At 71.5% G+C, this 20373-nt stretch carries 24 protein-coding genes; 2 read left to right on the top strand and 22 right to left on the bottom strand.

The annotated features are described in order from the left end of the window. Positions 1–103: 103 nt before the first annotated feature. The 4 genes from I6J71_RS11460 to I6J71_RS11445 form a co-directional block, all read right to left on the bottom strand. Entirely contained in the window at positions 104–1492 is a 1389-nt protein-coding gene (locus I6J71_RS11460) for a glycine--tRNA ligase (RefSeq protein ID WP_204094702.1), read from the bottom strand. 177 nt (positions 1493–1669) lie between these two features. After that, positions 1670–2227, bottom strand: coding sequence for a class F sortase (locus tag I6J71_RS11455; RefSeq protein ID WP_370542117.1), 558 nt, complete (start codon positions 2225–2227; stop codon positions 1670–1672). A 79-nt stretch (positions 2228–2306) separates the two neighbouring features. Then, on the bottom strand, positions 2307–2930 hold the full coding sequence (locus I6J71_RS11450; RefSeq protein ID WP_239154660.1) for a class F sortase: 624 nt from the start codon (positions 2928–2930) through the stop codon (positions 2307–2309). Positions 2931–2951: 21 nt separating this feature from the next. Further along, positions 2952–4076 (bottom strand): hypothetical protein, encoded by a 1125-nt coding sequence (locus I6J71_RS11445; protein ID WP_204094700.1) that lies wholly within the window; start codon positions 4074–4076, stop codon positions 2952–2954. 307 nt (positions 4077–4383) lie between these two features. Between I6J71_RS11445 and I6J71_RS50535 the strand changes: the two genes are divergently transcribed. Together I6J71_RS50535 and I6J71_RS11435 are read left to right on the top strand one after the other, a co-directional pair. Continuing rightward, on the top strand, positions 4384–4866 hold the full coding sequence (locus I6J71_RS50535; RefSeq protein ID WP_370542116.1) for an ArsR/SmtB family transcription factor: 483 nt from the start codon (positions 4384–4386) through the stop codon (positions 4864–4866). A 2-nt stretch (positions 4867–4868) separates the two neighbouring features. Further along, entirely contained in the window at positions 4869–5288 is a 420-nt protein-coding gene (locus tag I6J71_RS11435) for a Fur family transcriptional regulator (RefSeq protein WP_204094699.1), read from the top strand. 18 nt (positions 5289–5306) lie between these two features. Here I6J71_RS11435 and I6J71_RS11430 read toward each other — a convergent pair whose 3' ends face one another. The 18 genes from I6J71_RS11430 to hrcA form a co-directional block, all read right to left on the bottom strand. Beyond that, positions 5307–6143 (bottom strand): TIGR03943 family protein, encoded by an 837-nt coding sequence (locus I6J71_RS11430; protein WP_204094698.1) that lies wholly within the window; start codon positions 6141–6143, stop codon positions 5307–5309. Continuing rightward, entirely contained in the window at positions 6140–7156 is a 1017-nt protein-coding gene (locus tag I6J71_RS11425) for a permease (RefSeq protein WP_204094697.1), read from the bottom strand. Before I6J71_RS11425 ends, I6J71_RS11430 begins: the two co-directional genes overlap by 4 nt. A 123-nt stretch (positions 7157–7279) precedes the next feature. Continuing rightward, positions 7280–7696: a YbjN domain-containing protein gene (locus I6J71_RS11420; protein WP_204096986.1), complete on the bottom strand. Its 417-nt coding sequence runs from the start codon at positions 7694–7696 to the stop codon at positions 7280–7282. Between the two features lie 5 nt (positions 7697–7701). Continuing rightward, positions 7702–8520, bottom strand: a complete 819-nt coding sequence (locus I6J71_RS11415; protein ID WP_204094696.1) for an isoprenyl transferase — start codon at positions 8518–8520, stop codon at positions 7702–7704. An 83-nt stretch (positions 8521–8603) separates the two neighbouring features. Continuing rightward, positions 8604–9383: a DNA repair protein RecO gene (gene recO / locus I6J71_RS11410; protein ID WP_204094695.1), complete on the bottom strand. Its 780-nt coding sequence runs from the start codon at positions 9381–9383 to the stop codon at positions 8604–8606. Between the two features lie 49 nt (positions 9384–9432). Then, entirely contained in the window at positions 9433–9879 is a 447-nt protein-coding gene (locus I6J71_RS11405) for a CD225/dispanin family protein (protein ID WP_204094694.1), read from the bottom strand. Positions 9880–9945: 66 nt separating this feature from the next. Then, on the bottom strand, positions 9946–11154 hold the full coding sequence (locus I6J71_RS11400; RefSeq protein WP_204094693.1) for an RDD family protein: 1209 nt from the start codon (positions 11152–11154) through the stop codon (positions 9946–9948). A gap of 196 nt (positions 11155–11350) precedes the next feature. Further along, complete coding sequence (locus I6J71_RS11395; RefSeq protein WP_204094692.1) at positions 11351–11800, bottom strand: DUF2752 domain-containing protein; 450 nt, start codon at positions 11798–11800, stop codon at positions 11351–11353. Further along, complete coding sequence (locus I6J71_RS11390; protein WP_204094691.1) at positions 11797–12135, bottom strand: CD225/dispanin family protein; 339 nt, start codon at positions 12133–12135, stop codon at positions 11797–11799. The genes I6J71_RS11395 and I6J71_RS11390 overlap by 4 nt, the downstream gene beginning before the upstream one ends. Before the next feature lie 60 nt (positions 12136–12195). Beyond that, complete coding sequence (gene era, locus I6J71_RS11385; protein ID WP_204094690.1) at positions 12196–13095, bottom strand: GTPase Era; 900 nt, start codon at positions 13093–13095, stop codon at positions 12196–12198. Then, positions 13095–13430, bottom strand: coding sequence for a cytidine deaminase (locus I6J71_RS11380; protein WP_204094689.1), 336 nt, complete (start codon positions 13428–13430; stop codon positions 13095–13097). The genes era and I6J71_RS11380 overlap by 1 nt, the downstream gene beginning before the upstream one ends. After that, a complete protein-coding gene (locus I6J71_RS11375; RefSeq protein ID WP_204094688.1) occupies positions 13423–14772 on the bottom strand; it encodes a hemolysin family protein in 1350 nt (449 codons plus the stop codon). The genes I6J71_RS11380 and I6J71_RS11375 overlap by 8 nt, the downstream gene beginning before the upstream one ends. 9 nt (positions 14773–14781) lie before the next feature. After that, positions 14782–15345, bottom strand: a complete 564-nt coding sequence (gene ybeY, locus I6J71_RS11370) for an rRNA maturation RNase YbeY (protein WP_204094687.1) — start codon at positions 15343–15345, stop codon at positions 14782–14784. After that, positions 15342–16433, bottom strand: coding sequence for a PhoH family protein (locus I6J71_RS11365; protein WP_204094686.1), 1092 nt, complete (start codon positions 16431–16433; stop codon positions 15342–15344). The genes ybeY and I6J71_RS11365 overlap by 4 nt, the downstream gene beginning before the upstream one ends. Before the next feature lie 109 nt (positions 16434–16542). Next, positions 16543–16899 (bottom strand): histidine triad nucleotide-binding protein, encoded by a 357-nt coding sequence (locus I6J71_RS11360; protein ID WP_204094685.1) that lies wholly within the window; start codon positions 16897–16899, stop codon positions 16543–16545. 450 nt (positions 16900–17349) lie between these two features. Next, positions 17350–18102 carry a 16S rRNA (uracil(1498)-N(3))-methyltransferase gene (locus I6J71_RS11355; protein WP_204094684.1) on the bottom strand — a complete coding sequence of 251 codons (753 nt, stop codon included), beginning with the start codon at positions 18100–18102 and terminating at the stop codon, positions 17350–17352. Positions 18103–18104: 2 nt separating this feature from the next. After that, on the bottom strand, positions 18105–19271 hold the full coding sequence (gene dnaJ, locus I6J71_RS11350) for a molecular chaperone DnaJ (RefSeq protein WP_204094683.1): 1167 nt from the start codon (positions 19269–19271) through the stop codon (positions 18105–18107). Positions 19272–19306: 35 nt separating this feature from the next. After that, on the bottom strand, positions 19307–20332 hold the full coding sequence (gene hrcA, locus I6J71_RS11345; RefSeq protein ID WP_204094682.1) for a heat-inducible transcriptional repressor HrcA: 1026 nt from the start codon (positions 20330–20332) through the stop codon (positions 19307–19309). Positions 20333–20373 lie beyond the last annotated feature (41 nt).

Genomic DNA, 20373 nt, shown 5'->3' with positions numbered 1-20373 from the left:
CGAGCGTCACGTCGTGACCGTGACAGGTGTCAGGGGTCGCTACGCACAGCACGACGGCCCTCCCCCGGGAGGCGGGGAAGGGCCGTGGTCAGGCGGGGGCCGCTCAGCAGCCGAGCAGGCGCGGAGCCAGGTACTCCTCGACCTTGTCGATCGCGATGCGCTCCTGGGTCATGCTGTCGCGCTCGCGGACCGTGACGGCCTGGTCGTCGAGGGTGTCGAAGTCCACGGTGACGCAGTACGGCGTGCCGATCTCGTCCTGGCGGCGGTAGCGGCGGCCGATGGCCTGCGCGTCGTCGAAGTCGACGTTCCAGTGCTTGCGCAGGGTGGCCGCCAGGTCGCGCGCCTTGGGCGAGAGGTCGGCGTTGCGCGAGAGGGGCAGCACCGCGGCCTTGAACGGCGCGAGCCGCGGGTCGAGGTGCAGCACGGTGCGCTTGTCGGTGCCGCCCTTGGCGTTGGAGACCTCTTCCTCGTCGTAGGAGTCGACGAGGAACGCCATCATCGAGCGGCCCACGCCGGCCGCCGGCTCGATCACGAACGGGCGGTAGCGCTGGCCCGACGCCTGGTCGAAGAACGACAGATCCACGCCTGAGTGGTTCGAGTGCGTGGTGAGGTCGAAGTCGGTGCGGTTGGCGATGCCTTCGAGCTCTCCCCACTCCTGGCCGGCGTTGAAGTCGAACCGGTACTCGATGTCGACGGTGCGCTTCGCGTAGTGCGAGAGCTTTTCCTTCGGGTGCTCGAAGTGGCGCAGGTTCTCCGGCTTGATGCCGAGGTCCTTGTACCACTCGGTGCGCTGGTCGATCCAGTACTGGTGCCAGCGCTCGTCCTCGCCCGGCTCGACGAAGAACTCCATCTCCATCTGCTCGAACTCGCGCGTGCGGAAGATGAAATTGCCCGGCGTGATCTCGTTGCGGAACGACTTGCCGATCTGGCCGATGCCGAACGGCGGCTTCTTGCGCGACGCCTGCTGCACGTTGAGGAAGTTGATGAAGATGCCCTGCGCGGTCTCCGGGCGCAGGTAGTGCAGGCCTTCCTCGGACTCGACCGGGCCGAGGTAGGTCTTGAGCATCATGTTGAAGTCGCGCGGCGCGGTGTAGCGGCCGCGCGTGCCGCAGTTGGGGCACGGCACGTCGGACAGGTCGTCCTCGGACGTCTGCTTGCCCGTGCGCGCCTCGTAGTCCTCGGCCAGCTGGTCGGCGCGGAAGCGCTTGTGGCAGTGGAGGCACTCGATCAGCGGGTCGGTGAACACGTTCACGTGGCCGGAGGCCACCCAGACCTGGCGCGGCAGGATCACGGACGAGTCGAGGCCGACGACGTCCTCGCGGCCCTGCACCATGGTCTTCCACCACTGGCGTTTGATGTTGTCCTTCAGCTCCACGCCGAGCGGCCCGTAGTCCCACGCCGACCTGGTGCCGCCGTAGATCTCTCCCGACGGGAAGACGAAGCCACGGCGCTTGCACAAACTGACGACGGTTTCGATGGTGTTGGCGGGCACTCCACGCTCCGGAAGCATGCGGGGACGGTTGTCTGACTAGGACGTCCAGCCTATCCGGCCGCCCCCGCGGTGCTTCGGGCGAGGTGAGCCGAGCTCACGGGCGGCCGGTCAGCGACGCCGTCACGACCCGGTTGTCGTCGTAGCCCTCGGTGCCACCGACGTAGTCCCCGCCGCACGTCACGAGCACCAGTTCGTGCGGCCCGTCCGGCGAAAACAGCTTCGCGGACTCCCCGCCAGGCCGGCCTTCGGGATCGTGCGGACCTCGTCGACGCGGTACCTCCACCGGCCGCCGGACGTGTCCGTGACGGTCACGGTCTGCCCCTGCGTCATCCGCCAGAGCCGGTCGAACGGACCGGTGCGGCCCTGCCGGTTCACGTGGCCGGACAACAGCGTGACGCCGTGGTCGGCGCCGAGGCCCGAGCCCCACCACGCGGCTTCGCCGAGGCCCTGCGGGATCGGCAGGGCGCCGTCGTCGCCGACCTGCTCGGCCACGAGCTTCGCCGTGCCGCCCGCGGGCAGGACGACGGTGGCGGGCGTGCGGCCCGGGTCGGCCGGCTTTCCCGCGGCCCGGGCCGGGTGCTGTTCCGCGGAGACCGGCGCGGTCCCGCTCGCGAACGTCGGCTCATCCTTACCGGTGAAGATCAGCAGCGCGGCGACGAAAGCCGTCACCACCACGGCCCCGACGGCGGCCAGTACCCACGTCGTCCGCGCGGCCCGTGCTCGAGTCCCTTGCATCGTGCTCCCTGCTCCGGCGTGTCGTGCGCAGGGAGACATGCTGCGGGCGGCGGCAGGGGTTGCCCGGAGTTGAGCCGGCTCAGTCGGGGCGCGAGATGAGGTTCGCCGTGACGATGCGGTTCTCGTCGTAGCCCTCGGTGCCGCCGAGGTAGTCGCCGCCGCAGGTGACGAGCACCAGCCGGTGCGGGCCCGTCTGGGCGAACCACTGCGGGGCCTGCGCCGGGAGCTGTTCCTTGCGCAGGGTCGCGGCACCCGTCACGCGGTAGAGCCACCGGCCGCCGGAGGAGTCGACGATGCTGACGTTGTCGCCGGTCCTGACGCGCCAGAGGTCGTCGAACGGTCCCTTCGTGCCGGCCCAGTTCACGTGGCCCGACAACACGGCCGCGCCCTGCGTGGCGCCGAGGCGGGCGCCCCACCAGGCGGCGTCGCCGAGGCCGCGCGGGATGGGCAGGATGCCGTCGCGCGTCACCTCGGTGCGCACGAGCCGGGCTTCGGACCCGTCGGGCAGCCGCACGCTGCCGGGGCGCTGCACGCCAATAGGGGCGCCGTCCGCCGGCAGCTCGGCGGGCGCACCGTCCTCGCCCGGCAGCGAGCCCGGAGGCGGTTCCGCGGTGGCGATCAGCGCCGGCGCCGGACCCCAGGTCAGCACGATGACGCCCGCGGCGAGCGCGAGCACGGCGACCACCGCCGAAACGACGGCCATCGCGGTGCGCACCACGGCGGCCTACTCGCCGCGCGAGCGCGCCGCGCGCCGGCGGCCGAGCCCGATCGCGAGCCCGCCGAAGACCAGCCCGGCGACCAGCAGGCCGAGGCCCAGCGGCATCCGGTAGTCGCTCTGCGGCGCGGCGACGGCGGAACCGGCGTACCCGGCGGGCACCTCGGTCGGCACGGGCGGCTGCGTCGCCGCGCCGCCGTTGCCGGTGCCGTTGCCGGCCTTCGCCACGAAGTTCTTCGGGATCGAGCAGCTCACGCCGCCGAGCACCATCGTGGTCCGCACGTCCTGCAGCGGGGTGCCGGCCGCGTTTTTCACGTGGGTGGTGACGTCGACGACCCAGCCGGCCTGCGCCGTGACGTCGCCGGAGCGCCAGCCGGCCTGCTTGATCAGCTGGTCGAACGACGTCACGCGCGACACGACGACGTCCGAGAGGGTCTTGCCGTGGTCGGCGTCCGGGACATCGCCCGGCGCGCCCATGCGGAGGTTGCTCAGGCGCAGCGAGGCCGGGCTCGCGGGCATCGCGACCTGGCGCAGCGCGTCGTCCTCGCCGCGGACCCAGAGCCGGGTGAGCGTGGTGCTGCCGATGGCTTTGTTCGGGGCCGAGCACTCGACGCTGCTGCGGGCGTTTTCGAGCACCAGCATCGTGTCGTCGGACGGCTTGGCGCCTTCTCGCACGTTGTCGCGTAGGGCGTAGTTGGTCTCGGCGACCGCACTCGGCACGTTCGTCGGCTGCAGCGCCGCGACGACGTTGTGGTCCCGGCTCGCGATGCCGGCCGGGTACGGGCTCTCGGTGGCGTTCGCGAACTTGCCGAGGTCGATTTCCCAGTTGCCGCCGAAGGTCGAGCGTTCGCCGGTGTCCTTGGGCACGGCCACGCGGGCGGTGCCGAGCTTCGACTGGCCGGGGGCGAGCGGCGAGCGCTGGGTCTCGGTGATCAGCGATCCGCTGTGCTGTGGATCGGACCCCAGGCGCACCGACGCCACGTTGGCGAACGACACCGGCCCGGTCTTCTCGTCCACCGCCTGCGCCGTTTGCGTTGTCTGCGTTGTCTGCGCAGTCGCGGCCGGCGCGAGCACCGGCAGCACCAGCACAGCCGCGATCGCCGTCTTCGCCGCCTGCGTCACGAAACGAGTCATGTCTCCCCACTGCCTCCGCTCACTACGAGCGGGTCGTCAGCGTACGAGAAGCGACGAAACGCCCCCGCGACAACCTTGCACCGTCGGCCACGACTTGCGAAGCCGAAGTGCCGATTCCCCACGAACTCACCCGATCGGGTGAGCCCGGTGCGTGGGACCGGGCTCCGTCGGGGGTCGCGCGCGGGAACACTACGATGGCGGTGACCGTTGTCGACAATGACATCCGACTTCGGAACCCACCTCGTCGGCGGGTGGCCCGCAGCGGTTTTTCAGGGCTTTTCAGTGGTACGCAACCGGGGAGGCAACCATGGCACCGCCGAGCACGGGCGCCCTTTCGACCGGCCCGGGCACGGCCGGCGGCCCGGTCGCTGACCCGCGGGCCGCCGCCGGCACGACCACCGGCTCCCCGGTGTCCGAAGAGGACACCGGCTCACCCGCGGCCCCGCACGAGGCGGCCCGCCGGCCCGGCGCGGCGCCCGGTAGCGTGACCCGTCCGCTCACCGCGTCGAACTCGGCCCTGGCCGATGCCGGCGACCTGCTGCGCGCGCTGGCCGCCCCGGTGCGGATCGCGATCGTGCTGCAGCTGCGGGAGGCGGATCGGTGCGTCCACGAGCTGGTGGACGCGCTGGACTTCGCGCAGCCGCTGATCAGCCAGCACCTGCGGGTGCTCAAGACGGCGGGGGTGGTGCAGGGCGAGCGCCGCGGGCGCGAGGTCGTCTACCGGCTGGTGGACGACCACCTGGCCCACATCGTCGTCGACGCGGTCGCCCACGTGCAGGAAGGGAAGTGACCATGACCTCGGCTTCGGCCCCCACCCCCGCCCCGGTGCCCGGCCGCCGCTCGACCAAGCAGCGAGCGGCCGTGGTCGACCTGCTCAACACCGTCGACGACTTCCGCTCCGCCCAGGAGCTGCACGACGAGCTGCGCAAGCGCGGCGACGGCATCGGCCTGACCACCGTCTACCGCACGCTGCAGTCGCTGTCGGAGGCCGGCGAGATCGACGTGCTGCGCACCGACTCGGGCGAGGCCATCTACCGCCGCTGCTCCACCCATCACCACCATCACCTCGTGTGCCGTGTGTGCGGGCGCACGGTGGAAGTCGAGGGCCCCGCTGTCGAGCGCTGGGCCGAGAAGATCGCCGCCGAGAACGGCTTCTCCGACGTCAGCCACACCGTCGAGATCACCGGCACCTGCGCGTCCCACGCCCAGTGACCACCGGGCGCCGACGGCTCAGTACTCGTAGGGGTCCTGCGGCGCGGCGATCCGTTCGACGGTCGCGGGGACGAAATCGGGCGTGTACCCGTTGGCTTCGTTCGCCGTGCCGGGCACGACGGTCCCGGTGACCTCCAGCCACGTGTCGCTGGGGAACCGGTCGGCAGCACCTCCCTTCAAGCGCACGGTGACGGGGGCCGCATCGGCTGCGCAGCAGCTGATCACCAGTCGCGCCAGCAAGGTGCGGCCGTCGGTGTGCACGACGAACCCGGACATGCCGATGGTGCGTCCGTTGAGCGTCCCGTTGGAGTCCCAGCCCGCACGCGTGACGACCTCGTTCACCGGCAGGTCCACGACCTTCCCCGCGGGCAGTGGCGGGAACGCGGCCGCCGACGTGGTCGCCGCGCTCTGCGGCACGCGTGCCTCGGTGCGGGTGACCGAATCGGCGCCGAGCGCCGGCGGGGCCACCAGGAACACCGCGAGCACCGGCACGACCAGCAGCCACGCCGACCGCGCCGGGTGCGCGTGGCCGTGGCCGTCGTCGTGCTCGGGCGCTTCGAACGCGAGGTCGGCGCCGTGCTCGGACCCGGCGGGGTCGAGACCACCGTGCTCGTGCCCATGGTGCGCAGCGGTTGCGACCAACTCGGGCCCGGGCTCCGCCCTGCCCGCCGCGCGCGCCGCGAACAGATCGCGCAGGATCGCGACCGCACCGAGCACCAGCATCACCACGCCGCCCGCGATGATCCACGGCTGCTGGGCCGGCTTGACGTAGCGCAGGTAGTCGCGGTTCACCGCGATCTTCACCAGCGCGCCGCCGAGCAGGATCAGCAGCACGTTCTGCGTTTCGCGCCTCACCGCATACCCCCGAGCAGCAGAACTCCGGCGACCGTGCCGCACGCGACGGCCACCACGAAGGTCACCGGCGCGAACCGCACTGCGAACGACTTCCCGAACGTGCCCGCCTGCAGCGCGAACAGCTTCACGTCGATTGCCGGGCCGACCACGAGGAACACCAGCTTCGGTAGCAGGGGCACGGCCGTGAGCGAAGCCGCGACGAACGCGTCGGCCTCACTGCACAGCGCCAGGACCACGGCCAGCACCGCCATCACGAGCACGCCGACCACCGCTTGGTCGGCCAGCACCCCGAACCACTTGGCGGGCACGAGCACGTTGAGCGTCGCCGAGATCAGCGCACCGAGGACCAGGAACCCGCCCGCTTCGACGAGGTCCGTGCGGGCGGTCTTCGCGAAGACCCGCCACCGCTGTCCGGGCTCGACGTCGGGCAGCCTCCGCAAGGCGCGTTCGGTGATCCACGAAAGCTTGCCCCAGCGCGCCCAGATCCAGCCCATCACCATCGAGGTCCCCAGCGACCCGGCGAACCGCGCCAGCACCATCTCCGGCCGCCCGGGGAACGCGACGGCCGTGGCCACCAGCACGACCGGGTTCACCGCCGGCGCGGCCAGCAGGAACGTCAGCGCCGCCGCCGGCGCGACCCCCTGGCCGATCAGCCGCCGCGCCACGGGCACCGACGCGCACTCGCACCCCGGCAGCGCGACCCCGGCGAGGCCCGCGACACCCACCGCTGCCCCCGCGCGCCGGGGCAGCACGCGCTCCAGCACCCGGGCGGGCACGAACGCGGCGATCGCCCCGCTGATCAGCACGCCGAGCACGAGGAACGGCAGCGCCTGCACGCACACGGCCACGAACACCGTCGAACCGGTGCGCAGCGCGGGCACGTCGAACAGGTCCTGCAGCTTGCCCTGCGCGAGGATCGCGACGAGCAGCACGGCGCAGAGGAGCTCGATCGAGCTGATCCGGATCCGCCGCGCGCGCCTGCGCTCAGGTGGGTTGTCGACAAGCGTTTTCACAAGGCCCGATGATGCCAGCCCGCACCGACGTGATCACAGCGGGACGTGGCGCGAGTGGACCGCTCGGACCGTTTTCGGCCGGAATCCGCCGTTCGCTCCCCCGAAAACCGGACGAACCAGGCCTCAGCTGAGACCTGGCAGCTCCGTCCGCACCTGCGACGCCGTCGACACCACGAGCATCAGCAGGGTGCCCAGCGCCGCCGGGTCCATGCCCTCGGCCGGGAACGCGTAGCGCAGGGTCACGTCGACCCCGCTGTCGGTGTGCCCGACCCCCAGCGTGCCGAAGAGGCCCTGGCCGGCCCGCTCGGCGACCGCGACCGCGATCGCCGGGTCGTCGGGCAGGTCCCAGGCGACGACGCAGGTCAGGCTGAGGACGGTCAGGCCATCGGCCAGCCGCGTGGCCTGGATGACGCACGGGACTTCCGCGTGCCGGAAGGTGATCGCGCCGTCGTCGTCGACGTGGACCTCGAGGTAGCGCTCGAGCGACTCGCGGGCGAGGGCGAGCAGGTTGGCGGTGTCGGCTGCCTCGGAGGTGCTCACGGTGCTCACGACTTCCCTTCGGCCCGGTCGATCGCGGCGCCGAAGCGGCGGTCGCGCTTGGCGAACTCGAGGCAGGCGTCCCACAGGCGCGTGCGGTCGAAGTCCGGGAACAACGTGTCCTGGTAGACCATCTCCGCGTAGGCCGATTGCCACAGCATGAAGTTCGACGTCCGCTGCTCACCCGAGGGCCGCAGGAACAGATCGACGTCCGGCATCTCGGGCTGGTACAGGTACTTCGCCACGGTCCGCTCGTCGATCTTCTCCGGGTTGAGCTTGCCCGCCGCGACCTCCTGCGCGATCCGGCGCATCGCGTCACCCAGTTCGGCGCGGCCGCCGTAGTTGACGCACATGGTCATGTTGAGCTTGGTGTTGTTCTTGGTCTTCTCCTCCGCGATCTGCAGCTCCTTGATCACGCTGGCCCACAGCTTCGGCCGGCGCCCGGCCCAGCGGATGCGCACGCCGATCGAGCCGAGGTAGTCGACCTGGCGGCGGATGGTGTCGCGGTTGAAGCCCATGAGGAAGCGCACCTCTTCGGGGCTGCGCTTCCAGTTCTCGGTGGAGAACGCGTAGACCGAGAGCCACTTGACGCCCAGCTCGACCGCGCCGCTCGCGACGTCGATCATCACGGCCTCGCCGCGCTTGTGCCCCTCGATCCGCGGCAGGCCGCGCTGGTTGGCCCAGCGTCCGTTGCCGTCCATCACCAGCGCCACGTGCTTCGGCACCAGCTCGGCGGGGATCTCCGGCGGCTTGGCTCCCGAAGGGTGCGGATCCGGTGCCCGCAGCTCGTACCCCGACGCCTTGACCTCGCGTCCCCTGCGCAGCACTTCGCGCCTCCTGGAAGAGTGAATTCCTTACCCGGCAGACCCTACTTGTCGCGGGTCGGCGGCTTGACGGCGCTCGTCCGGCGTCACGAAGCCGGGCGCCCGATCCTTTCCGCCGCGACGGCCTCCCGGGCCCGCCGCTCGACGAGCGGCAGCGAGCGCAACTGGCGTTCCAGGTGCCACTGCAGGTGGGCCGCGACCAGGCCCGACGCGTCGCGCCGGGTCACGCCGTGGGTGGCCTCGGCGACGTCCCACTCGCCGTGCAACAGGGCTTCGAGCAGGGTCAGCACCTCGGGCGCGGGGTGCACGGAGCCCGCGATCCGGCAGTCCGGGCACATCGACCCGCCCGCGGCGACGTTGAACGCGGCGTGCGGGCCGGGCAGGCCGCAGCGGGCGCACTCGGTGATGGCGGGCGCCCAGCCAGCGTAGGCCATGGCCCGCAGGAAGAACGCGTCGAGGACGAGCGACGCGTCGCGTTCGCCGGCCGCGAGCGCGCGCAAAGCGCCGACGACCAGCAGGTACAGCTTCAGGACCGGCTCGCCCTCTTCGGCCGAGAGCCGGTCGGCGGTCTCGGCGATCGCGCTCGCCGCGGTGTAGCGCTGGTAGTCGGCCACCAGCGGCAGGGCGAACGCGTCGACGGTCTCGACCTGGGTGATCACGTCGAGGGTGCGACCGGTGTAGAACTGCACGTCCACGTGCCCGAAGGGCTCCAGCCGCGCCCCGAACCGCGACGAGGTGCGGCGCACGCCCTTGGCCACGGCACGGACCTTGCCGTGCCGGCGGGTCAGCAGGGTGACGATCCGGTCGGCTTCACCCAGCTTGTGCGTGCGCAGCACCACTCCGGTGTCGCGGTAGAGGTTCACCACCCCGCCATCGTCCCACCACGGGCCGGCGACGGGGCGGTGACACCCTGGTTCAGCAGTAGTAACCCGTGCAGTGGTACGTGGTGACCGAAGCCGCCGCGATGATCGCGATGACGAGGAAGATGATCGCGCTGGCGTAGCCGATGCTGCCGATGATCGTGGCGATCAGGCACAGCGTCTTCGTGGTCTGCGACGCCTGCTGGGCCATTGCGTAGTTGCCCTGCATCTTGAACGTGCGGACCTCGTTCGACTTCATGATCGCGAAGATCGCGAGGATCCACATCAGGAAGATGCAGCCGATCGCCCAGCCCTTGTACTCCTTGATGGCGTTGATGTCGCCACCCGGCATGCCCATGCCCGGGCCGTAACCGGGCTGCCCGAACGGCGCCTGCTGGCCGTACTGGCCCTGCTGGCCGTAGGGCGCGGGCATGCCGCCGGAGGGCGTGCCGTAGCCCTGCTGGCCGTAGGGCGGCTGCGGCTGGCCGTACGGATTGGTCATGACGGTTCCCCAAACTCCTCGTGGTTCCCGGCGAGCTCCCCCGCCGCGGGTCTAGCGGGCAATGGGTCAGTGCTGCGGCGGCTGCTGACCGAACTCGCCCGGCTGGATCTTCTGCGTCGCCTCGGGCTGCGCCGGAGTCGCCGAGCCCGGCTGCAGCATCTGCGTGCGCTCGGCGCCGTCGAACGCGCCGCTCTCGGGCTGAGCGCCACCCGGCTTGAGCATCTGCGTCGGCTCGGCCTGCTCGAGCGCACTGGCTCCGGCCGGCTGACCGGTGGCCGGCTGCGCGAACCCGCCGGTACCCGGGGCGCCCGGCGGCTGGCCGAAGCCGCCGGGCTGGCCGAACCCGCCCGGAGCCGGCTGCTGCGGCTGGCCGAACCCACCGGACTGCGGCGCGAACCCGCTCGGCTGCTGGCCGAGGCCGCCCGGCTGCTGCCCGGTGGGCGGGAACCCGCCGCCGAACGGCTGCGGCTGGCCGAAGCCCGGCTGCCCGAACTGCCCGCTCTGACCGGCGGGCGCTGCGCCGGCCGGAATCACGACCGTGCCGATGATCTTGTCCGAGAACGTCTGCGACTTGTCGTCCCACAGCGGCCACAGGAAGCCGATGGCGCACGCGACGTTGTCCAGGGCGTGCGCGAGGTCACGCACGAAGGCCATGCCGGCACCGATCGGCTGCCCCGTGGACTCGCTGATCAGCTTGATGCCGACGACCCGCTTGCCCAGCGACTGGCCCGTGTTGCCGGCGGTGATCCACCGGTTGTAGATCGTCCAGCCGATGTTGCCCAGGATCGCCAGCCAGTACAGGATTCCGCCCACGGTCGGCGACGCGATCGAGATCAGCGCCGCGATGATCACGACGACGAGGAACGGCCCGAAGTCGATCAAATAGGCACCGGCGCGCTGGCCCCAGTTCGCGTAGCCGCCACCAGGCGGGCCGTACGGGCTCGGCTGACCGAAGCCGCCGGGCTGCCCGTACGCCGGGGGCTGGCCGAAACCACCCGCGCCCTGCTGGCCGAACCCGGGCTGGCCCGGTGCCTGGCCGAACCCGCCGGGCTGCCGGCCGAAACCGGGCTGCGGCGCGGCCCCGACCGGCGCGGGCTGGCCAAAACCCGCCGGGGCCTGCCCGGCACCGTCGGGTTGCTGGGGGAACCCGCCCGAGGGCGATTGCTGGCCGAAGCCGCCGGGCTGGTGTCCGAACGGCTGCTGCCCTGAACCGGATTGTCCGAAGGGCGGCTGGCCCTGCGGCTGCCCGGTGGGCCCGCCGTAGGGGTCGGTCATCGGGTTCTCCCCCTCGTTCGTCGTGGCTCGCGCGCGAGTCGACGCGCGAGAACCGGCCGAGTCCTACGTGGACGGGGCCGGTGCGCGGGAGCGTACCCGGTCAGAGCGCACTCGGCCCAGGTAGGCGTCCGCATCGGGTGACGGCCCGGAACCCTCCGACGCGGCGGGGCCCGAACCGGTTCCCCGCGAAGGGAATTCAGACGGACAGCGAGGTGAACGGCGCGAAGGGCAGGTTGCGCACCACGAACCAGAGGGCGAACACCACGGCAACGGTGATCGGGGTCCAGCGCCAGTGCAGCCACGAGCGCACCGCGCGCCCGCGCAGCCGCCCGGCGGTCCACGCGACGCCGCTCCAGGCGAAGAGCGCCACGAAGACCAGCGCCACCGCGTTGTAGTGCACCGCGCCGGCGAGGTCCCCGTGCATGAGGCTGTAGGCCATCCGCATACCGCCGCAACCGGGGCAGTCGATGCCGAAGAGGAACTTCGTGGGACAAACCGGCAACGGGCCGCCGGGGGTGGTCGGGTCGCCGAGCCACACCGCCGCGCAACACACGCCGAGCCCGGCGACCGCGGCCGCCGGGCCGGACAGGGCCCGCGCGGTGGCCCGCAGGCCCCGCACCGGGACTCCCGTGTAGACGGTGCTCACGACGGGAACATCCCGGAGGCGGTGCCCGCGATCAGGAACACGATCAGCAGGAACAGCAGGTACGCCCCGATGCCGATGGCGATCGACAGCGCCGACCACATGGCCCACTTGCCCGCCTGGTCCGCGGCCCGGTGCGCTTCGGCGAACCGGCCTTGGTACCACAAGGAGTTGACTTCGGAGGCCTTCACGATCGCCACGATGCCGAAGGGCAGGCAGCAGAAGATCGTGGTCAGGATCGCCCACACCATCCGGTTGTCCGGCGGCGGCCCGTAGTTCGGCGGCGGGCCGCCGTAGTAGTACGAGCCACCCGGGGGTGGCGGGTACGGGCCGGTCATCGCGTCCCCCTGCTCGTGCGGTGCTGCGTACGTGCTGACGCTACCGGGCGCGGCCGCCGCTCAAAAGCCGAGGCGGCGCAGCTGCTTCGGGTCGCGCTGCCAGTCCTTGGCGACCTTCACGTGCAGGTCGAGGTACACCTTCGAGCCCAACAGGCTTTCGATGTGCCGGCGCGCGGTCGCACCGACCTCGCGCAGGCGTTCACCCTTGTGGCCGAGGATGATGCCCTTCTGGCTGGGCCGCTCCACGTACAGCAGCGCGTGGACGTCGACGAGGTCGTCGCGCCCTTCGCGCGGCAGCATCTCCTCGACCGTCACGGCGATGGAGTGCGGCAGCTCGTCGCGCACGCCCTCGAGCGCGGCCTCGCGGATGAGCTCGGCCACGAGCGTCTGCTCGGGTTCGTCGGTGAGCTCGCCGCCGGGGTAGAGCTGCGGGCCCTCGGGCAGCCGCGCCACGAGCAGGTCGGCCACCGTCCGCACCTGGAAACCGTCCACAGCGGACACCGGCACGAGGTCGGCGAACTCCATCACGTCCTGCAGGGCGAGCAGCTGCTCGGCGACCTGCTCGGGCTTCACGAGGTCGGTCTTGGTGACCACGCCGATCACCGGGGTGCGCCGGGCGATCTTCTTCAGCTCCGCGGCGATGAACCGGTCGCCGGGACCCACCTTCTCGTCGGCCGGCACGCAGAACCCGACGACGTCCACTTCGGACCACGTCTCGTGCACGATGTCGTTGAGCCGCTCGCCGAGCAGCGTCCGCGGGCGGTGCAGACCGGGTGTGTCGATGATGACCAGCTGCGCGTCGTCGCGGTGCACGATGCCGCGGATCGCGTGGCGCGTCGTCTGCGGCTTGCTGGAGGTGATGGCCACCTTCGAGCCCACGAGCGCGTTGGTGAGTGTCGATTTGCCGGCGTTGGGCCGGCCGACGAAGCACGCGAAGCCGGAGCGGTGCGGCTGCGCCATCAGCTGAGCACCTCGACGACGTCGCCCTTCGGGTCGGCGAGGATGATCGGAGCTGCCTTCGTGACGTCGCGCACCGCGTGCACCGACGCCTCCTGCACCAGCGCATCGGTGGTGACCACCGCGGCGGCCTCGAGTCCTTCGGCGCCGCTGGAGAGCGCGGCGGCCACGGCAGCCTGCACGGCGGTGAGCTTGAACGACGGCTGGTCGACCGTCGCCGCGCTGTACGTGCGGCCGTCGGTGTCGCGCACGGCGGCGCCCTCCTCCGCGCCGGTGCGGGCGCGCGCCGAGCGGGCCAGTGTGACGAGCTTCTGGTCCTCGGCGTCGAGGTCAGGCATGTTCGACTCTCCTGTCGTGGTCTTCGGGCTGGGGCACGCGGGTGCGCCGGCGGTTGCCGGAGTCGGTCACCGCGTCGGCGTCGGCCGGGTGGACGACGACCGACGTGATCCGCATGCGGCCGCGGCGGTCCTTGCCCCCTTCGGCGAACAGCCGAAGACCGGCGACCTCGGCTTCGGCCCCCGGCAGCGGGACCCTACCCAGTCGTTCCGCGAGCAGCCCGCCCACGGTCTCCACGTCGTGGTCTTCGAGGTCGATGCCGAACAGCTCGCCGAGGTCGTCGACGCTCAGCCGCGACGACACGCGCACCGCGCCGCCCTCGAGTTCCTCGACCTCGGGGCGTTCGTCGGTGTCGGACTCGTCGGTGATCTCGCCGACGATCTCCTCGAGGATGTCCTCGATGGTCAGCAGCCCCGCCGTGCCGCCGTACTCGTCGACCGCGATCGCCATGTGGTTGTGGGTCAGCTGCATCTCCTTGAGCAGCTCGTCGAGCCGCTTGGAGTCGGGCACGAAACTCGCCGGGTTCATGACCTGGTCGACGACCGTGCCCGACCCGTCCGGGTCCATGTACGCCGGCATCAGGTCCTTGATGTTGACCACGCCGACGATGTCGTCCACGGACTCGTCGATCACCGGCACGCGCGTGAACCCGGTGCGCAGGGCCAGCGCCAGCGCCTGGCGCACGGTCTTGGTGCGCTCGATCCAGACGATTTCGGTGCGCGGCACCATGACCTCGCGCGCGACCGTGTCGCCGAGCTCGAACACCGAGTGGATCATCTCGCGTTCGGAGTCCTCGACCACTCCGCGTTCCTGCGCGAGGTCGACGAGTTCGCGCAGTTCGACTTCCGAGGTGAACGGGCCTTCGCGGAAACCCTGGCCGGGGGTGATCGCGTTACCGATGACGATCAGCAGCCGGGACAGCGGGCCGAGGACGTGGCCGAGGACGCGCACGGGCCCGGCGACGATCGTGCCGACGCGGTAGGGGTGCTGGCGGCCGAAGGTGCGCGGGCCGACGCCGATGAGCACGTAGCTCACCACCACCATCACCACGGCGGAGACGAGTACGGCGAGCCACAGCTCGCCGAACCAGGCGAGGAACGACACGGTGACGAGCACCGTGGCCGTGAGCTCGCACCCGAGGCGCAGCAGCAGGAGCAGGTTGATGTGGCGGCGGCGTTCGGCGACGACGGCGGCGAGCTGGCGCGCGCCGGCGCGGCCGATGCGCACTAGCCCTTCGGTGCGGGCCTGGGAGACGGTGCTGACGGCCGCGTCGGCGGCCGCGAACACCCCGGCCAGCAGCACCAGCGCCACCGCGACGACGAGCTGTGCCGTGGGACTGCCCATGATCGCTGCCTAGGACGTTTCCTCGGCCGGGTTCGGCGCGGCCGAGGCGTCGAGGCCCGCGATGCCGAGCACCCGGTCGTCGGCGTTGCGCTGCGCGTTGCGGCGGTCGAGAGCGGCCACGGCGGACTGGAACTCGCCGAGGATGCGCTTCTGCAGCCCGAACATCTCGCGTTCCTCGGCGGGCTCGGCGTGGTCGTAGCCGAGCAGGTGCAGCACGCCGTGGACGGTAAGCAGGTGCAGCTCGTCGATCAGCGCGTGGCCGGCGGTTTTGGCCTGGTCCTTCGCGAACGCCGGGCACAGCACGATGTCGCCGAGCAGGGCCGGCGACGCGTCGGGCGCGTCGGGGCGGCGCGACGAGTCGAGCTCGTCCATCGGGAAGGCCATCACGTCGGTGGGGCCGGGCAGGTCCATCCACCGTTCGTGCAGGTCTTCCATCACCTCGAGGGTGACGAGCAGGATGGACAGCTCCGCCAGCGGGCTGACCTCCATCTTGTCGAGCGCGAAGCGCGCGGCCGAGACGATGGACGTCTCGTCGACGGTGACGCCGGATTCGTTGGCGATCTCGATGCTCATCGGCGGTTGCCTTTCCAGCCGCCCTGCGGTTCCTGGGCGTCCTGCACCGCCTGCCACTTCTCGTACGCGTCGACGATGTCGCCGACGAGCCGGTGGCGCACCACGTCTTGACTGGTGAGCTCGGCGAAGTGGAGGTCCTCGACGCCGTCGAGGATCTCGCGGACCACGCGCAGGCCGCTCTTCTGCCCGGTGGGCAGGTCGACCTGGGTGATGTCGCCGGTGACGACGATCTTCGAGCCGAAGCCGAGGCGGGTGAGGAACATCTTCATCTGCTCGGGCGTGGTGTTCTGGGCCTCGTCGAGGATGATGAAGGCGTCGTTGAGGGTGCGGCCGCGCATGTAGGCGAGCGGCGCGATCTCGATGGTCCCGGCCTGCATGAGGCGGGGGATGGACTCGGGTTCGACCATGTCGTGCAGCGCGTCGTAGAGCGGGCGCAGGTACGGGTCGATCTTCTCGTTGAGCGTGCCCGGCAGGTAGCCGAGCCGCTCGCCGGCTTCGACGGCCGGGCGGGTGAGCACGATGCGGGTGACCTGCTTGGCCTGCAGCGCCTGCACGGCCTTGGCCATGGCGAGGTACGTCTTGCCAGTGCCGGCGGGGCCGATGCCGAAGACGACGGTGTGCTTGTCGATGGCGTCGACGTAGCGCTTCTGGTTGAGCGTCTTGGGCCGGATCGTCTTGCCGCGGCGCGAGACGATGTTGAGGCTCAGGACCTCGGCCGGGGAGGCGTCGCCGGACGACAGCATGCCGATGGTGCGGCGGACCGTGTCGGGCCCGACCTGCTGGCCACCGGTGGCGAGCTGAACGAGGTCGGTGAACACGCGCTCAGCGAACGCCACGTCGGCGGGCGTGCCGGTGAGGGTGACCTCGTTGCCCCGCACGTGGACGTCCGCGGCGAGGAGCTCCTCGGCGACGCGCAGGTTCTCGTCACGCGAGCCCAGCAGGCTCAGCGCGGCTGCGTCGGGGATGGGGAATCGGGACTGGGCCACGGGGGTGGCGTCGTCGTTCTTCGACTGTGCCGCTTTGGACTGTGACGCCTTGCTGACGTCGGCGTCGGGACGGGCGGCTCCACCCTGTGCGGTTCCGGCCACGTGGCCTCTGGCCTGCTTTCTGCGCTTCCGGCACGCTGCTTACGGACTTCTGGACCCCATCGATGCTACTTGCTCCCCGAACCCCGCCGCAGGTCGGTTTCGGCCTCGCTCAGGCGTGTCGGCCGAACAACCCCAGCTGCTCGCCGCCCAGCACGTGCGCGTGAACGTGGAACACGGTCTGTCCCGCATCCGCGTCGGTGTTGAACACCACCCGGTACCCGGACTCCGCGATGCCCTCCAGCTCCGCGACCTTCCGCGCCGCGAGCACCACCGAGCTCAGCAACTCGGGGTCGGCGGCCGCCAGTTCCCCCACGTTCCGGTACCGCTTCCTCGGCACCACCAGCACGTGCACCTTGGCCTGCGGATTGATGTCCCGGAACGCAAACGTCTTGTCGTCCTCGTACACGACGTCCGCCGGAATCTCCCCGGCGATCACCCGCTCGAACAACGTCTCCGCATCACTCATGCGCCCCACCCTAAGCGCTGCCCACGCACCGCCAGCACCCCCCACACCGCGACGGCGACCACACTGCATCGCCACCATCCACCGCGGCACGGCAACCACGCCGGGTCAGCCACCACCGCAGGGTAACCATGCTGGGTCAGCCACCGATGGCACCGCGGGGGTCCGGGGGCTCGGCCCCCGGGAAACACGCGAAACCGCGCTCGGCGAGGGGGCATGCGAAGCACCCCCGAAGACGCCGCGGCGCGGTGGAGCCTGGGGGTCGCTCCACCGCAGCCGCGGCTCCGCCGGACCGAGGGGGGAGGTGCCCGGCGGGGTTCGGGTACGCGCGACGGTGTTACCCACCCAGTGGCGCGCCGAAACGTCGTGTTGCGCGTTGGTGACGAGCGTAGCTGCTCGGAGTGTGATCGCGCCATGACTACCCGCAAAATGGGGCTGTTTTGTGTGGTGGGGTCAGGTCCAGCGGCTGGTGAGCGCACCCAGTGCGCCGAGGGCGACGGCGGCTGCGGTCGACGTGCGCAGCACCGTCGGGCCGAGCCGGACGGCGATGGCGCCGGCGGCTTCGAGGGTGCCGAGTTCTTCGTCGGTGATGCCGCCTTCGGGTCCGACGACCAGCAGGATGTCCCCGGTGTCCGGGAGGGGGACGTCGGTCAGCCGGCTGGTCACGCCGGACTCGAGGACGAGGGTGCGCGACATCGTGGCGGCGAGCTGCGTGAGTTCGCGGGTGCTGACGGGTTCGGTGACTTCGGGTACGTGGGCGCGCCGCGCCTGCTTGGCGGCCGCACGTGCGGTGGCGCGCCAGCGGGTGAGTGCCTTGTCGCCGCGGGCACCGTCGTCCCAGCGCGCGACGCTGCGGGCCGCGCGCCAGGGCACGATCGCGTCGGCGCCGGCCTCGGTCGCGAGCTCGACGGCGAGTTCGCCGCGGTCGCCCTTGGCCAGCGCTTGCGCGACGTGCACGCGCAGTGCCGGCGCCTCCTCCGTCCAGCGTTCGACGACGGTGAGCGTGAGCGACGCGTCGCGGCCGGTCTGGACGGCGTCGACGACGCAGCGGGCCATGGCGCCGGCCCCGTCGGAGAGCACGAGCTGCTCCCCCACGCGCAGCCGGCGCACGGTCGCGGCGTGCCGGGCCTCCTCGCCGTCGAGCACGGCCGAGCCGCGGTCCGGCACCGCCGTGGCGAGGAAAACCGGCAGCGTGGTGTCGGGCACGGTCAGCGGTTCTTCGCGCGCAGCTTGGAGAACAGGCCGCCGTGCTTGCTGCCGTTGGCCGCCAGCGTGGGCACTTCTTCGCCGCGCTGCTGGGCCAGCTCCACGAGCAGGTCGCGCTGCGCTTCGTCGAGCTTGGTCGGGACGACCACGTCGATGTGCACGTGGAGGTCGCCGCGGCCGTCGACGCGCCCGGACGAGCGCAGCCGCGGCATGCCCTTGCCGGTGAGCACGAGCTCGGTGTTGGGCTGCGTGCCGGGTTCGACGTCGAGCTCGTAGTCGCCGTCGACGAGCGTGGTGATGGGCACGGTCGCGCCGAGCGCCGCCGTGGTCATCGGGATGCGGAAGTTGCAGTGCAGCTCGTTGCCTTCGCGGACGAACACCTCGTGGGGCAGCTCGTCGATCTCCACGTAGAGGTCACCCGCGGGACCGCCGCCGGGGCCGACCTCGCCCTGGCCCGAGAGCCGGATCCGCATGCCGTCGCCGACGCCCGGCGGGATCTTCGCCGTGACGTTGCGGCGCGCGCGGATGCGCCCGTCGCCACCGCACTGGCGGCACGGGTCGGGGATGACCTCGCCGAAGCCGCGGCAGACCGGGCACGGACGGGCCGTGACGACCTGGCCGAGGAACGAACGCTGCACCGACTGGACCTCACCGGCACCGCCGCACGTGTCGCACGTCTTGGTGGTGGTGCCCTCCGCCGTGCCGGCGCCGCGGCACAGGTCGCAGACGACGGCGGTGTCGACGGTGATCTCGCGGTCGGCGCCAGTGGCGCACTCCTCGAGCGTGAGCGCCAGCCGGATGAGCGCGTCGGAGCCCGGCTGCACGCGGCTGCGCGGGCCCCGGCCCCGGCCGCCGCCGCCGCCACCGGAGGCTCCGAAGAACGCGTCCATGATGTCGCCGAGCCCGCCGAAGCCGGCGAACGGGTCGCCGCCACCGCCGCCCCGGCTGCCCGAGTCCATCGGGTCGCCGCCGAGGTCGACGATCTTGCGCTTCTGCGGGTCGGAGAGCACCTCGTAGGCGGTGGTCACCTCGCCGAACTTGTGCTGCGCGTCCTCCGACGGGTTCACGTCGGGGTGCAGCTCACGGGCCAGCTTGCGGTACGCGCGCTTGATCTCCTGATCCGACGCGTTCTTGGCCACCCCGAGGATCCCGTAGTAGTCCCTCGCCACGTTCTTCTGCCTTCTCCTTCTGCTCCGCCCGGGCCTCAGCGGCCGGACAGGATCTGCCCCACGTAGTTGGCCACGGCGCGCACGGCCGCGATGGTGCCCGGGTAGTCCATCCGGGTGGGTCCGACGACGCCCATGCCCCCCAGCAGCATGTCCTCCCGGCCGTAGCCGATCGACACGACCGAGGTGCTGCGCATCTGCTCGTCCTCATTTTCCTCGCCGATGCGGACGGTGACCGTACCGGGGTTGCGCACCGCGGCGAGCAGCTTGAGCACGACCACCTGTTCCTCGAGCGCTTCGAGGACCTGGCGCAGCGAACCGGGGAAGTCCCCGACGTTGCGGGTGAGGTTGGCCGTGCCGCCGAGCACCAGGCGTTCTTCCGGGTGTTCGACGAGCGACTCCACCAGCACCGTGCAGATGCGGGTGAGCGCGTCGCGCAGCTCAGTGGGCGCCACCTCTGGCAGCTCCGCGACCCGCGCGGCTGCCTCAGCGAGCCGGCGGCCGGCGAGCGCCCCGTTGAGGACCGTGCGCAGGCGCAGCACGCTCTCCTCCGTGAGGACGTCGCCGAGGTCCACCGTTCGCTGGTCGACGCGGCCGGAGTCGGTGATGAGGACCAGCATGAGGCGGGCCGGCGTGAGCGGGACCACTTCGAGGTGCCGGACCGCAGCGTTGGTCAGCATCGGGTACTGCACCACGGCGACCTGCCGGGTGAGCTGCGCCAGCAGCCGGACCGAGCGGCGGAGCACGTCGTCGAGGTCGGTCCCCGAGTCGAGGAAGCTCGTGATCGCGCGGCGCTCGGCGGGCGAGAGCGGCTTGATCTCCGAGAGCCGGTCGACGAACAGCCGGTAGCCCTTGTCGGTCGGGATCCGGCCCGCGCTCGTGTGCGGCTGGGCGATGTACCCCTCTTCCTCGAGCGCGGCCATGTCGTTGCGCACGGTCGCGCTCGACACGCCCAGGTTGTGGCGCTCGACGATCGTCTTGGAACCGACCGGCTCCTGGTTCGAGACGTAGTCGGCGACGATCGCGCGCAGCACCTCGAAGCGACGCTCGTCCGTGTTGGCCACCGGCACCTCCTGTCTCGGCCCGCTACTCACAACGAGTTTAC

This window comes from Amycolatopsis sp. FDAARGOS 1241, from assembly GCF_016889705.1.
Lineage (GTDB): Bacteria > Actinomycetota > Actinomycetes > Mycobacteriales > Pseudonocardiaceae > Amycolatopsis.
This window is presented reverse-complemented; position numbering and strand designations above follow the sequence as displayed.